A 13,278-nucleotide genomic window follows, 5' to 3' on the forward strand; every position below is an offset into this window, starting at 1 on the left:
TTTATGTCATATTTAAGAAAGATATGTTTTAATCTTCCTTCCAGCTGTCCAGATAGGATACCTGTTCAGGCGTCAGCTTATCAATGCTGATATTCAGCGAATCCAGCTTGAAGCGCGCAACCTGCTCATCCAGCTCGTAAGGAACATTGACTACTTTCTTGCCGATTCCTGCATACTCTTCGTTAACGTATCTCAGACCCAGCGCTTGGAGAGCAAAGGTGGTATCCATAATCTCCGCAGGATGTCCGTCGCCTGCAGCGAGGTTAACCAGACGTCCCTCTGCCAGCACGTAGATGCTGCGGCCGTCCTTCAGCTTATACTCTTCGATATTGCGGCGAACGGTACGAATATCCGTAGACATGGCCGCAAGCTCAGGCTTGTTGAACTCCACGTCGAAGTGACCGGCGTTCGAGAGGATTGCCCCATTCTTCATCACTTCGTAATGCTCGGCGCGGATACAGTCTTTATTGCCGGTTACCGTAATGAACAATTCGCCGACTTTTGCCGCTTCAGACATCGGAAGTACCGTAAAGCCATCCATATAAGCTTCAACCGCTTTGATGGCATCCACTTCGGTTACAACCACGTTAGCGCCAAGACCTTTGGCGCGCATAGCTACGCCTTTGCCGCACCAGCCATAGCCGACAACAACAACGGTCTTGCCTGCTACCACAAGGTTTGTCGTCCGGTTAATCCCGTCAAAGACGGATTGGCCGGTTCCATAACGGTTATCAAACAAATATTTGCAGTATGCGTCGTTAACAGCCACCATCGGGAAACTGAGAGTGCTTTCCTTCTCCATCGCCTTCAGACGGATAATGCCCGTCGTTGTTTCCTCGGCGCCGCCGCGGATATTCTCGCGAAGATCCGGACGTTCGGTATGAAGAATCGTCACGAGGTCGCCGCCGTCGTCAATAATAAGATCGGGCTTCGACTCAAGCGATTTGATCAGCAGCTCTTTGTATTCCTGCGGGTCCGGATTATATTTGGCAAAGACGGTAATGCCGTCCTCGACGAGGGCCGCGCAAATATCGTCCTGCGTAGACAGCGGATTACTGCCTGTAATCGTTACATCAGCGCCGCCTGCTTTAACGACTTTAGCCAGGTAAGCAGTCTTGGCTTCCAAGTGAAGCGAGATTGTTACTTTCAGGCCTTTAAAAGGCAGTTCGCTCTCGAATTGCTCGCGGATCCGGTTCAATACCGGCATATGCGCGCTTGCCCAGTCAATCTTCAAATGCCCCTCCGGTGCAAGGGCGATATCGCGAATAATGCTTTTTTCCAATGTACTCATGCCTTTGAATAGCCTCCCACAACATTCTTACCACAATAGAATTTACAAGCTTCCCTGCAAGGAAAACCGAAGCTCTATTTGGCGATTAAATACCTCCTGGCCCGTTCTTATAAATAAACGAGCTGATGCCCGCCTGTCGGACTGAACGGAAGCTCAAGAAGCTTCTCCAGCCAGGCCGAGCCGTATCGGTTCCAATACCCCGTCATATTAATGACTCTCTCCTGCGGTTTGCCGCTCGGCCATAACGAGAGCGCAATGCGGTCAAGCTGGCGAATGGAAGCATCATACTGCTTATTAAATGCATCCTTCGTCTTTGCTTCCAAATATTCGATCTGCTCAACAATCTTCTGACGGTTTGTTTCCCCCAGCTTCAGAAGTCCCGGCTGAATCGATCCGGCAAGCTCAAGAAGAGGGCCGTACATCGTGATAAAAGACTGCTTCACTTCATGGAACTGTTCCTCGATGGACAGCTGATCCTGCTCCGCCAGCCACTGCTGCTTGCGGGCCTCGAAGCGTTTGGCCACATCCTCGAATGACAGCTCATATTTTATCATATGCTTCGAAATCGTTCCTTCTACCAGCGTAAAGGACATCCGCGGCACAATAATCGGCATTTCCATACCTAGCTTACGAAAAGCTTCGCCGGTTAATGCCCAATATGCAATCTCGCCCGGACCTAAAACCGTGCCCAGCACGGGGAACAGATAGTCCTGCATGATGGGTCTTGTCAGCACGTTATTGCTAAGCTGCGACGGCTGCTCCTCCGCAAGCTGCAGCAGCTGCTCCTTCGTCCAGAAAGCAGTGCCCTTCCGATCCTGGAACTGCCCGTCACGCTTATGGAGCAGCGTTCTCTCATGCCCGTTTGCCTGATTGAACACAAAGAGGTTCGCGCTTGCTTCCACCACATCCGCCTGCAATTGATAACCGCAGGACTTTACTTTCTCCGCAGCCGACTTATAAGCCTGCTCCAAAACATCATTTTCCTCAATCATCCGGCGGAACATCGGGGATTCGATCCTGCGAATCTTCGGATCGTCGGCATCCAGCAGCACAAGACCTTCCTTCCCGAACAAAAAGGCCAGAATTCCCGCAAACATGTCCGACAACGAGTGGGACTGTTCGGTAATCAGCTTCAGCTGTTCAAGCAAGCCGGGCTTAAAATCGGAATGAGGAAGCGTCTGCTCCAGCTCTTCCAGCAGCTTGTTCCAGCTGTCGGCATCAACAGCCGTGCGGCTGACCGAAGTTCTTGGACCTTCCGGGCGCTGCAGCGTCAGCTTGCGAAGCTCCTGCTCCGCATTCAGCACATAGGTATGATTGGCTTCATCCCAATCATGGTCCTCACCGGCGATCCAGAAGACCGGCACGACCTTGCGGCCAAGCTTTTCTGTCGCCCATTTGGCGCCGCTGACAACAGAGACCGCTTTATGTATAACAAGAAGCGCTCCCGACCACAAACCGGCTTGCTGCCCTCCAATAATAACCGGAGCCCCTTCCGCGATCGCGCGGATGGAAGCGTCCACCTCCGGTGTCGTATACGGGCTGTTGTATTGGCGCAGCACCTCTGCTACTTCCGCCGCATTCGCCCTGCTGCCGGCAAGCTCCTCCAGCCGCTGCATGCGGGCTGTCCAATCCTGCTCCCGGCCAGCATGATAGCCGTACAGTGAATCCAAATTTGCGTCCGTCCGATGTATATAAGCCTCTGTTAAAGGCTGGGCGCTTGGCAAGTCATAATGTTCCGTATTCATAGCGCAGCCAGTTCCTCCTAATTCAATCTTATATTTTGAATAACTGTAATCATTCATGCAACAATTTGATTGTACACAAAGGATAAGCCACACGTCAAAAGAAAAAGACCCGCAACTTATTAGCTGCAGGCCGGGGCTTATTTATGCAGAGAAGATTTTTTGTCCAATCGCAATAAACATCAGAAGTAGATAAGCCATGCTCATTGTAAAAAATCCCAGCCGCCATACCGCCCGGAACACTCGCTTGACATTAACGCTGCCGCGTTTGCGGAACTGCATATTGCCAAGCAGGCCGCCGCCAAGCAGCATAAAAAGAATGATGGCGTACAATCCGAATGAACTCTTAAATAAAGAATCGAACAATACGGCTACACAACCGATCAGTAGTGCTGTCGTAACATCCATCGCAAGCTGAAAGGCTTTCTTTCTATCGTCCGAAAACATGCCATACCCGAAATAAACAAGAAGAAACGGAATGACAGGTATTACTGCCAGATAGGCATAGACGTATTTAATGCTGTCCCATAAAAAGCCCATGTCATCCGCACCTTTCCTTATTATCCTATTGGAGCTGCTTCACTAGTGCCGTAACGGCATCATTTAACGGAGAAGGTATTCCATGGTATCTTCCCAGCGTACTTATACCGCCGTTAATCCAGTCGATTTCCGTCTGCCGTCCTGCCCTTACATCACTAAGCATGGAGGATACATTCGCTGCTGTTGCCGTGCAAACCCGCAACACGCGCTGCCAATCATCGCCTTCGGGCTTCAGCCCGTCTGCCGTAAGAATCGCTATTGTTTCTTCAAATAAGGACCTCATCAGCTTGAGCCTTGAAGGATGCTGCGGCAGCTCTCCATTCGTCGCATCATAAATAGCCGTAAGCGGATTAATGACCGCGTTAATAAGCAGCTTTTGGTAAATCCGATCCCTCATTTCATTCGACAGCTCGGCGCTGAATCCTGCCGATTTCAGGATATTTATCAACAAATTTTGGAGATTTTCGTCCTTTTTATCCCCATTTAATGTCCCGAACCATAGCTGCCCTTCACCTGTGTGCCGGACAGTTCGTTCATCCAGCCGCCTCGCCCCGACAGAAGTGACGCCCGCATACAAAGCGGCTTCAGGCAGGAACTCCGCCAGCTTGTCCATATGCCCGATACCGTTCTGAAGGCACAGCAATGCCGCATGCTCATTGCTTAGCAGCTGAAGCTGGCGAAGCAGCGGTTCGGCAATATGGCTTTGCTTCACCGTAAGAATAATCCAGGATGGCGATTGGATATCGTCGATTGGATGGTCATGAAGGCTTGCAAAACTATGGCTTTGCACCCCGATAGTCTGAGTTCCGCCATCAAGCGCCTCCAGCCGGATCCCTTCCGCCCGGAGCTGCTCCGCCTGTTCGTTCGTTCTGGTCCACACCGTAACCTCCTGCCCCGCCTGCGCCAGCCGGCCGGCATGCAGGAGTCCGATGGCTCCGCCTCCAACTATATGTATCTTCAAATCCGGGTCCTCCTAAAATGAATAATCGTCACAACGACTCCATACAGAAAGCCCGCGTGATGATCCGTTTTCCCTCGAAAGCAAGGGGCATAAAAAAAGCATGCCCGTATCTATAGCATACCTGTTTCTATATATCCCGCAAGCGCCAAGCTTGAACGATAGCATGATAAAAAGCAAACACCCCGCCGTATGATACCGGCGGGGCGTTCACCTATTCGATCCGTTCCAAATTTCCGTTCGCATCCATTTTAAAACGAGGTTTAGCTTCCTCTTCATGCGTTAACACCGCCAATCGGCGTGCCCGGTCCATAATTTGAATCAATGTTTTATAGTCATCATTGACTGCCCGGTAATCCGTTTGAACATTGTTTACTTCTTTAGACAATCTCTCATTCTCATCGCGCAGACGTTCAATCTCATCATCTTTTTCCTTCAGTTCTTTCTCGAAAGACTTGATTTGACGGCTTACGTCTTGATAAGTGGTCTTGAATTGTCTAAGAAAACGAATAATGGAATCAACGGATAAACCTTCTTCCGTCGTTACCGCATTAGCACTAAATGCTCTTTCTTCTGCATCAAAAACGGCAATAGAAGAGACATGTGGGGTAGCGACAATCGCCTGTTTTTTCAAATAATTGCGCTTCTGGCGCTGTTGCTTGGCAATTTGAATCGCTTCTTCATAACGTTTGCGGACACAGCTGTTCCAACGGAAGCCACAGGCTGCAGACGTCCGTCCTATACGTTCCCCTACCTCTTCGAATGCCGCAAGCTGGGTACTTCCTTCGCGAATATGGCGTAGTGTGACTTCGGCGAGTATTAGATCGTCGTCGGGACTCCACGCATCTTGTCTGACTGCTGTCATGCGACCAAAACCTCCTTACGTAAAGGCGCTTACTTTATCTCTATGCCCTTGGTAGAGTTCATAGAATCTATTGGATACTAATTTGTATAACCAAAATTCAAAAAGCTCATACATATTTCATTTGATTAACGCGCAAACTGATGTCATAACCTTGCCAATTTACACAAAATAGTTGAATTTGTTCGTACTTGCTTGTTTACACTGCCAAATTCAACCGTTATAATGTACAATAGAAATTCGGGTCATAACGAAGGGGGGATGGTTTCATGGCACGCATGTATCGGGTACTCGGTTTTTGGACGCTTGTGATCGGCTTGATGGCTTTCGCAGGTCACATGACTGAATTCGCACTTCTGTTTTTTGCACAAGCGATCGCTTTCGTTTTCCTGGGTTATCTAAAATTTAGCGAACGAACATACATACTCATGTTCTGGGGATATATGGTTATTTCGTTTGCGGGCTTTACATATTGGACGGTATTCAAAATGGGCAACCCATTCTAAAGTATGCGAACGGCAAAAAGGTGCGGCTCCAAAGAGCTGCACCTTTTTTTATTGGGATTGCTTATCCAGGATAAGTACTTTGAACGTCTCGCTCATGCCGTCGCTCAGCAGTAATTGACGAACGGCACGGTTCATTTTGGCGGTTGGCCCAAACGGATCTGTCTCCGCGTGATTCCGAAGCAGCCCCATCGCCCCATGATCGATAAGAAACTGCTTCTGGGTATTGTAGTAGCTAATTTGCCAACCGGCTGCCTCCGCAGCGTGACGAATCGACGTAAAGGGCACATGCGCCGTTATATCCTGCTCCCCGATCCGCGCGTAAGGCTCGTCGTTAGCGACATGGCCCGAGTAGCAGAGCAGCGTCCCCTTCATCCGGTGACCCGCCGTATATTCATCCGCCTCGTGACCGTAATCAATAATGATGACCCTTCCCGAGTCCATTAATTGGCCAAGCTGAGCGAGCCATAGCTCGGCTTCTGCATTAACCTCCGTTTGCTGTCCTTCCCTCAGGCTGATCCCGTCCCTTTGCAGGGAAGCAGCAACCCGTTCATCCGAGAGCGGCATATACACTTCGTAAAAGCCTTCTTCCGCATTACCCGCTACGCCCAGCTCGACGAGTTCCCCTTTCTCCACCGATACCCGATGCACCGGAAAAGCATCCAGCAGTTCGTTCGCGAGAACAACGGATGGCAGCTCCCGCCAGTATCCGCCCCTTTGCCGAGCCTGCATGGAGCTAAGAAACAACGGTGATAAGGAATCGTATGAAGGGTGTGAAAATAAAACAAGCTTGGCCTCTTCCAGATGGCTTGGATGATCATCGACCAATACAGGCCGGCATTGGTAGGGAAAGGCATGGTCTGATTTGGCCGCTTGCCAGGCCTCTTGAATCTGCATCGACAATCGCCCGGTGCCCGCTCCCCATTCCACAAGCTGAATATCTCCGCCAACGGCGCGGACCGCATAGTCTTGCAATCCGTTTGCCAGGCAAAAGGCAAGTACCGTGCCCACGCCTGAGCTTGTATAGAAATCGCCCTTCCTGCCTATACGAACCGGCCCCGACCGATAATAGCCGTCTTGCTGGTCATATAAGCATAAGGTCATATATTGTTTAAACGTTATGCAGCGCAAACGGTCCGTCGAGCCTTCCGCTCCAGGCCGCCAGCCGACGGCAGGCATGCCGGAAATCTGATTTGAAATACGGTTGATTAGCGCATTTTTGCCCATTTTCGCCTGTTCATCTCCCGCTGATAAGATATAATAAATGGAACCATCGCATACATATACAATGATTGCTGTACAGGCCTGTCAACGTGGAAAGGAGGCGGCTGGTGGCATTCCATCGCATTTATGTTCGGGGCAGATTGCTCTTTACCCTTCTTATCGTGCTTATGCTTGCCATTTGCAAGCTTCCTGTTATGGCCGAGCCGCAATTGACGGAGGACGAGCAGGTCAATCAGATCCTCGAGAAGAGCCTGTCTATCGTGGAGATTGACAAAGAAATTGCCCGCATACAGACGGAGAAGCAAAAGGTTACGGAGGATATGTCGGCTACCGATAAACGGATCATGCAGAGGGAACAGGAAATTAAGGAGAAACGCGAAGAGGCCGGAAAGGTCCTGCGTGCTTATTACATGGGTGAACGCGAGATTCTGCTGCGCGCCATTCTTTCGTTTGACTCTCTCCACGAGCTGTTCGCCATGCTGGACTATGTCGATATCATATTCACCAAGGACCGGAATACCCTTGACTCTTATACCAAGGAATACAAGAGCCTAAAAGAGGAGTACACCAAGCTGGACGGAAGAAAAACAGAGCTTGAGGAAATCGAAAGCCGGCTTCAAACACAGCGTAACCGGGTCGCCCAGCTGGAGGACCAGATCGACGGCGAGCTAGCCGGACGTTCCGACGCGGATCGTCTTCGCCTGCTGATGCAGGAGCTGACGAATTATTGGGAATCCGCCGGCCTTCAGGAAGTGGAGTTGTATTTCGGCGCTTTATCCAAGGCGATGAACAAACTGCCGAATTGGCTCGAGGATAATAAGCAATATCTGGAGATCAACGGCTTCAATTACACGATTCGCATCCCGGAGGATGCGCTTAACGCCTTCCTTAGGGAGCAAGATAAACGGTTTAACGATTTCTCCTTCCGATTCGAGGACGGCAAAGTAATTGCCTCCGGCAAGCATGAGGACATCGAAATCGCCGTATCCGGCCACTATACCGTGGAAGATAAGCCAAAGAACGGCATCGTGTTCCATGTCGACGAGCTGTTATTTAACGGCTTTGCCTTGCCGGATACAACAAGAAAAACACTCGAAGAGAAATTTGATCTCGGCTTTTACCCCGGTGACATTATTACCTTCATACAAGCTAAATCCGTTGAAATGAAAGAAAAAGAACTCATTGTTAATCTGAAGATGAAGCTGTAACCGATTGGATAAAGGAAGCAATATCCGCTGCCCCGCTCGCGTACAGCTTCCATAACGCCTGCCAGCGGTTCCATTCCCTGTGCCAGCTTGGCGCAGGCGGCTCGCTGATCGGCTCCTCATTAAGCAAAGGCAATAACCACGAAGGCGGATATTGGGCTGCTGTGCCCGAATATCCGCTTATTTCGTATAAGGAGTTTTTGGCAGGCAGCTTGCCGAAGCGTTCATACGCATTTTCCTGCTCGGTAACGCCTGTCATCTCTTGAATCCAGGTAAAGGCCGACTCCGCTTTATCCGAAGCGGCAGAGACCACAAAGCTACGGCTTCCGAGCCATACATTGCAAAGCTTATTCTTATCCATGACCAGCTTGTCCTGCTCGGACCTTGAAAGACCTTTATAGGCGGACCACGGAATGACGGAAGCAAGCAGCTGTTTATTCTCCATCTCGGTGCCAAGCAAGCGGTTATTAAGCACAGTTCCAGGAATCGTCAAAGAAGCCGTCTCCTTTAGACGGTCGGCCGACTCTTCACTTAATAACAAATCCCCTGCCCCACGCTTGTCCGCACTGCTCCAGCCATCCAGCCAGGCTGCCATTCCGCTGAAGTCTCCAGGCAAATACAGAAGTGTCTCAGGCGCTTCGCCAGAAGCTGTCAGACGGCTGGCTAGTTCCTTGAAATTCGCCCATGCTTTTGGCGGCTCAGCCATGTTCTGTTCCGCTAGCATGGCTTTATTCCATACGAGAACAGAGGGATCGGCATCATATGGAATCCCCCACAGATAGCTGTTCCACTTTAATGGCGCCAGAAGCTTAGCCGGCTGATCGGATACCGTATTTGCCGTATTGACGTTATCAACGGGCTCAAGCAGGCCCATAACGGCAAACTCCCTTATCCAGCCGCTGTCCATCAGCATAATATCGGAGGATGAGCCAAGCATGAGGTCTTGTTTCCAAGCCGTATAAGCCTCCTCCTTGGATTCGATATTATGCAGCTGGACATGGATATCCGGGTATTTCAATCGAAACCGGTCATTCGCTTCTTCTAGATAGGCAAATTCCTCAGCCGACATGGAAACGGTTACAACAATCGACTCCATCGGTTCTTCGTCGTATTCGCCTACCACAGGTCCTGTATTGGCATCACGGGAACTGCTGCCGGGTGAGGGCTGCTTATGTGAGCCCAGATTCGGAATAAGTAAAATAACGGACAAAATCACTACTCCAGCAAAGATCATCACAGATCTCCTTGTAGCCACGCGCTTCTCCCTTTCCGGTATAACATTTGCCCCCGAAATCTACTCTATTTAAAACCTATCATAGCAATAAAACGTAGAGTTGTCCAAACAAGTCTAGGACTTTATCCCCCCTGCCCTGTAGGTTAATGTGACTCACTCCGTAATTCAAATGTTCTTTCGATCGCCATTGCTCGTGGATTCCATCGATTTAAGTATAGACAGTGTAGGAATCTTCTCACAAATGCGAACGTTACACTTCTACAGAATCATTTGAATTACTCCGTTCGCCCTATTAACCTCTGCCTTTAAACAGCAAATAGCGGTGCTGGGATTTTCCCGGCACCGCTTCTTTCGGAAAAATTATAATAGATCCGCTGCCAGCTGAGCGAGCTTGGAGCGCTCGCCTTTTTCCAGCGTAATATGACCGCTTATCCCTTCGCTCTTGAAGTGCTCCACGATATGGGTAAGTCCGTTGCTTACCGCGTCGAGATAAGGATGGTCGATCTGCTCCGGATCTCCCATTAGGACGATTTTACTGCCCTCCCCGACACGGGAGACAATCGTTTTCACTTCATGCTTCGTTAAGTTTTGCGCTTCATCGATAATGATGAACTGCCCCGGAATCGAGCGGCCGCGGATATAAGTGAGCGCTTCGACTTGAATACTGCCAAGCCCCATTAATATTTTATCAATGTCGCCTGATTTCTTAGTATCAAACAGGTACTCCAGATTATCGTAGATCGGCTGCATCCATGGACGCAGCTTCTCTTCCTTCTCGCCAGGCAGGTATCCGATATCCTTCCCCATCGGCACAACCGGACGGGCAATCAGAAGCTTTTTGTATTTATGCTCATCCTCTACCTTTAAGAGGCCTGCGGCAAGCGCTAGCAGCGTCTTGCCCGTACCTGCTTTGCCGGTTAGGGTGACAAGCGGGATTTCATCGTTGAGCAGCAGCTCAAGAGCCATTCGCTGCTGGGCGTTGCGAGCTGTTATTCCCCATATCGGGTCATTGCTTAAGAACAACGGCTCTAGGCGTATACCGTCCTGACTGACCTTCAGCAGGGCTGATTTGGAGGTCCCCATCTCATCCCGCAGGATTACAAATTCATTTGGCTTCAGTCTTGCAATATGCTGCAAGCTCTTGACCGTCAGGAACCGGTACGTATAAAACTCGTCAATAACAGACGGATGGACAAACAAGGTCTCGTAGCCGGCATAAAAATCAGTCGTGGACACCGTCCGGTCGGACAGATAATCCTGAGCTTTGAGGCCCAGCACATCCGCTTTAATCCGGACAAGCACATCTTTGCTTACAAGAACGACAGTGCTGGCTTGTTGCTGCTCCAGCTGTTCCAAGTGATAGTTGAGCGCTACCGCAAGAATCCGGTTGTCATTGGACATCTCGCCGAACATCTCCTGCACGCGCATGAAACTCCGATGATTAAGCTCCACCTTTAACAGTCCGCCGTTAGGAAGCGTTATGCCTTCGTGTAGATGGCCATCCACCCGCATACCGTCGAGCAACCGGGATATGGAACGCGCATTGCGCCCTAGTTCGTCTGCCAGCCTCTTCTTGGAGTCGATTTCTTCCAACACCACCGCGGGAATGATGACTTCGTTATCCTCGAAGGCAAAGAGCGATTGCGGATCATGAAGCAGCACATTAGTGTCGAGCACGAATATTTTTTTCATGAGAACCCTCCCGGCGTCGGTCATTCAATAGATAGGTATACATAGCCATACTTGGCTGCGGGTACACTAAAGTTGATTAGACGATCTGCAACAAGATAAAAGAGGTGGAACCTACATGTACCGGAAACTTATTGCGGCGATTGCTATTGCGGCAATTACAGCAGGCTGCAGCACCGCCCTTCGAAACGAAACATCACCCTCTCCTCAAAATAATGGCTCTGTTCGCGCTCAGCAGACAAGTCCTCAGAAGAAGCAGATTTCGAATTCCGAACAGGTCGCGAGCCATTTGGAACAGCTGGCCATGGGCATCAAAGGTGTTACGAACGCGCACTGCGTAGTGCTCGGAAACACCGCCGTAGTTGGGATCGATGTCGACAGCAAGCTTGATCGCTCCAGAGTCGGCACTATCAAATATTCCGTCGCCGAAGCTTTCCATAAAGATCCCTACGGCATTGATGCTATCGTAACAGCCGATATGGATTTGTCACAGCGGCTGAACGAAATCGGTGCGGATATCCGCCGCGGCAGGCCGATTACCGGCTTCGCGGAAGAGATGGCCGACATTATCGGCCGGATCGTACCACAGATCCCTAGAGAGGTTATGCCACAGGATCCGGAAGTACAGCAGCGGGCAAACAATTTACACAAACTTCATTAGCTTGTATACCGCCGCAAAAGACACAAAAAGCCTAGTGATTAACTCACTAGGCTTTCCTTATGACAGTAAGTCCCAATGGACAAGCCTGTCAACATCATATTCAATACCGCCTGGATACATACCGAGATCGGCACACAGGTGCAGTCGTCAGCCGCAAGGCTCAAGAATCTTCTCAAGCTCTCATCACCGCTTTTTCTTCTTCTCATTAGCGTGAATGTCGCGGTTACGGCTTCGGGCATCGCATGGCCTCCTCAGAAAGGAATCATATCCGTACACCTATTATAGCGGTAAACGAATCGACAGTCTATGGTTATTCAGCCATTTTCGCTTGCAAAGCTGCGCGGGCTTCGCTCAGCTTGGCCTCATCCAGGTAAACGTACGGACTCTTCCAAACGCCCTCAAGCGGAATGAACTGAACATCCGAGCTGCTGATCCCGAAATACGTCTTCATCAGGTTCTGGATTTCCTTAGGCGGCATATCAATCTCCATATTGTTGCCTACGGAATCAATCACATCGCCCATCTTCGCAATGCCGCCAAGCGACTTCATCTTGTCAACGATCTTGGCAACAACTTCGCTCTCGCGCTTGTTGCGGTCGAAGTCGCTGGACATATTCCTGCCGTCATTGGACTTCCGGTAACGGACAAAGTCCAGCGCCTGGTCTCCGTCCAATGTCTGAAGACCTTTCTTCAGATTGATATTCGTGCCGTCATACGTATCGACATATTTCATATCCATGTCGACGTTAACTTCAATACCGCCAAGTGCGTCTACGACATCCTCGAAGCCTTTGAAGTTAACCACGGCCGTGTAGGACAGATCTACGCCAAAGAATTTGCCGAGCATATCTCGAATCGCACGCTTTGCATCTTCCTCGGCAGCTTCCTTATCCATCCCTTTTTCCGAGCGGGCCTGACTGAAGAAGGTGGCATAATTGGCATTTGCCTTCCGCTCGCCATATCCTTCAAGCTGAAGCAAGGAGTCACGGGGAATAGAAATTACGGTCGCCGACTTCGTATTAGGATTGAATACAGCAACCATCATAACGTCGGTATTCATACCGCCGCCTTTCGCCCTTGTATCAAGGCCAAGCAATACCATACCCACCGCTTTCTTCTTAACGGATTCTGCAGGTGGAATCTTAACGTCATTATTCGATACGGTACTACTAGTGTTAATCGCTTTGTTCGCCTTGTTAGCCAAAAATCCGACGTATGCTGCGATTAACAATATAACAGCTAATAATAGCAGCAACACTACCTTCAACAACACGCGTCTCTTCTTGGGTGGCTTAGGCGATCTTGGAGCGGCCTTGGCATTTGCTCCCCGAGGTGGCAGTGCAGCCGAGCCTTGCGTCATAAGATCATC

The 13,278-nt window shown here is 50.0% G+C and carries 13 protein-coding genes; 3 read left to right on the forward strand and 10 right to left on the reverse strand.

The window, feature by feature from the left end; genetic code table 11:
* Positions 1 to 28: 28 nt before the first annotated feature.
* The 5 genes from M3194_RS03620 to M3194_RS03640 form a co-directional block, all read right to left on the reverse strand.
* Positions 29 to 1,291 carry an adenosylhomocysteinase gene (locus tag M3194_RS03620; protein ID WP_251651649.1) on the reverse strand — a complete coding sequence of 421 codons (1,263 nt, stop codon included), beginning with the start codon at positions 1,289 to 1,291 and terminating at the stop codon, positions 29 to 31.
* 107 nt (positions 1,292 to 1,398) lie between these two features.
* Complete coding sequence (gene bshC, locus M3194_RS03625; protein WP_251651650.1) at positions 1,399 to 3,036, reverse strand: bacillithiol biosynthesis cysteine-adding enzyme BshC; 1,638 nt, start codon at positions 3,034 to 3,036, stop codon at positions 1,399 to 1,401.
* A gap of 141 nt (positions 3,037 to 3,177) precedes the next feature.
* On the reverse strand, positions 3,178 to 3,573 hold the full coding sequence (locus tag M3194_RS03630) for a DUF3397 domain-containing protein (RefSeq protein WP_251651652.1): 396 nt from the start codon (positions 3,571 to 3,573) through the stop codon (positions 3,178 to 3,180).
* 25 nt (positions 3,574 to 3,598) lie between these two features.
* Entirely contained in the window at positions 3,599 to 4,534 is a 936-nt protein-coding gene (locus tag M3194_RS03635) for a ketopantoate reductase family protein (RefSeq protein WP_251651653.1), read from the reverse strand.
* A gap of 211 nt (positions 4,535 to 4,745) precedes the next feature.
* On the reverse strand, positions 4,746 to 5,396 hold the full coding sequence (locus M3194_RS03640; RefSeq protein WP_091180712.1) for an RsfA family transcriptional regulator: 651 nt from the start codon (positions 5,394 to 5,396) through the stop codon (positions 4,746 to 4,748).
* Positions 5,397 to 5,662: 266 nt separating this feature from the next.
* Here M3194_RS03640 and M3194_RS03645 point away from each other — a divergent pair, with 266 nt between their 5' ends.
* Positions 5,663 to 5,899 carry a DUF2626 domain-containing protein gene (locus M3194_RS03645; protein ID WP_091180709.1) on the forward strand — a complete coding sequence of 79 codons (237 nt, stop codon included), beginning with the start codon at positions 5,663 to 5,665 and terminating at the stop codon, positions 5,897 to 5,899.
* Between the two features lie 48 nt (positions 5,900 to 5,947).
* Here M3194_RS03645 and M3194_RS03650 read toward each other — a convergent pair whose 3' ends face one another.
* Positions 5,948 to 7,123, reverse strand: a complete 1,176-nt coding sequence (locus M3194_RS03650; protein ID WP_251651654.1) for a class I SAM-dependent methyltransferase — start codon at positions 7,121 to 7,123, stop codon at positions 5,948 to 5,950.
* 104 nt (positions 7,124 to 7,227) lie between these two features.
* Between M3194_RS03650 and M3194_RS03655 the strand changes: the two genes are divergently transcribed.
* Entirely contained in the window at positions 7,228 to 8,328 is a 1,101-nt protein-coding gene (locus M3194_RS03655) for a hypothetical protein (RefSeq protein ID WP_251651656.1), read from the forward strand.
* Here the strand turns inward: M3194_RS03655 and M3194_RS03660 are convergent.
* Both M3194_RS03660 and M3194_RS03665 read right to left on the reverse strand, forming a co-directional pair.
* Positions 8,306 to 9,559, reverse strand: a complete 1,254-nt coding sequence (locus M3194_RS03660) for an extracellular solute-binding protein (RefSeq protein ID WP_251651657.1) — start codon at positions 9,557 to 9,559, stop codon at positions 8,306 to 8,308. The two genes, M3194_RS03655 and M3194_RS03660, sit on opposite strands and share 23 nt — an antisense overlap.
* Positions 9,560 to 9,919: 360 nt before the next feature.
* A complete protein-coding gene (locus M3194_RS03665; protein ID WP_251651659.1) occupies positions 9,920 to 11,251 on the reverse strand; it encodes a PhoH family protein in 1,332 nt (443 codons plus the stop codon).
* A gap of 115 nt (positions 11,252 to 11,366) precedes the next feature.
* On the opposite strand from M3194_RS03665, the gene M3194_RS03670 reads away from it, so the two are divergent.
* The gene (locus M3194_RS03670) at positions 11,367 to 11,909 is read left to right on the forward strand and encodes a YhcN/YlaJ family sporulation lipoprotein (RefSeq protein ID WP_251651661.1); all 543 of its coding nucleotides are present in this window, start codon (positions 11,367 to 11,369) and stop codon (positions 11,907 to 11,909) included.
* Between the two features lie 38 nt (positions 11,910 to 11,947).
* On the opposite strand, the gene M3194_RS03675 is transcribed toward M3194_RS03670, so the two are convergent.
* On the reverse strand, positions 11,948 to 12,148 hold the full coding sequence (locus M3194_RS03675) for a hypothetical protein (protein ID WP_251651663.1): 201 nt from the start codon (positions 12,146 to 12,148) through the stop codon (positions 11,948 to 11,950).
* A gap of 71 nt (positions 12,149 to 12,219) precedes the next feature.
* The gene (locus M3194_RS03680) at positions 12,220 to 13,269 is read right to left on the reverse strand and encodes an LCP family protein (protein ID WP_251651664.1); all 1,050 of its coding nucleotides are present in this window, start codon (positions 13,267 to 13,269) and stop codon (positions 12,220 to 12,222) included.
* Positions 13,270 to 13,278: the final 9 nt, after the last annotated feature.

The sequence above is a fragment of the Paenibacillus glycanilyticus genome (genome assembly GCF_023715145.1).
Lineage (GTDB): Bacteria > Bacillota > Bacilli > Paenibacillales > Paenibacillaceae > Pristimantibacillus > Pristimantibacillus glycanilyticus_A.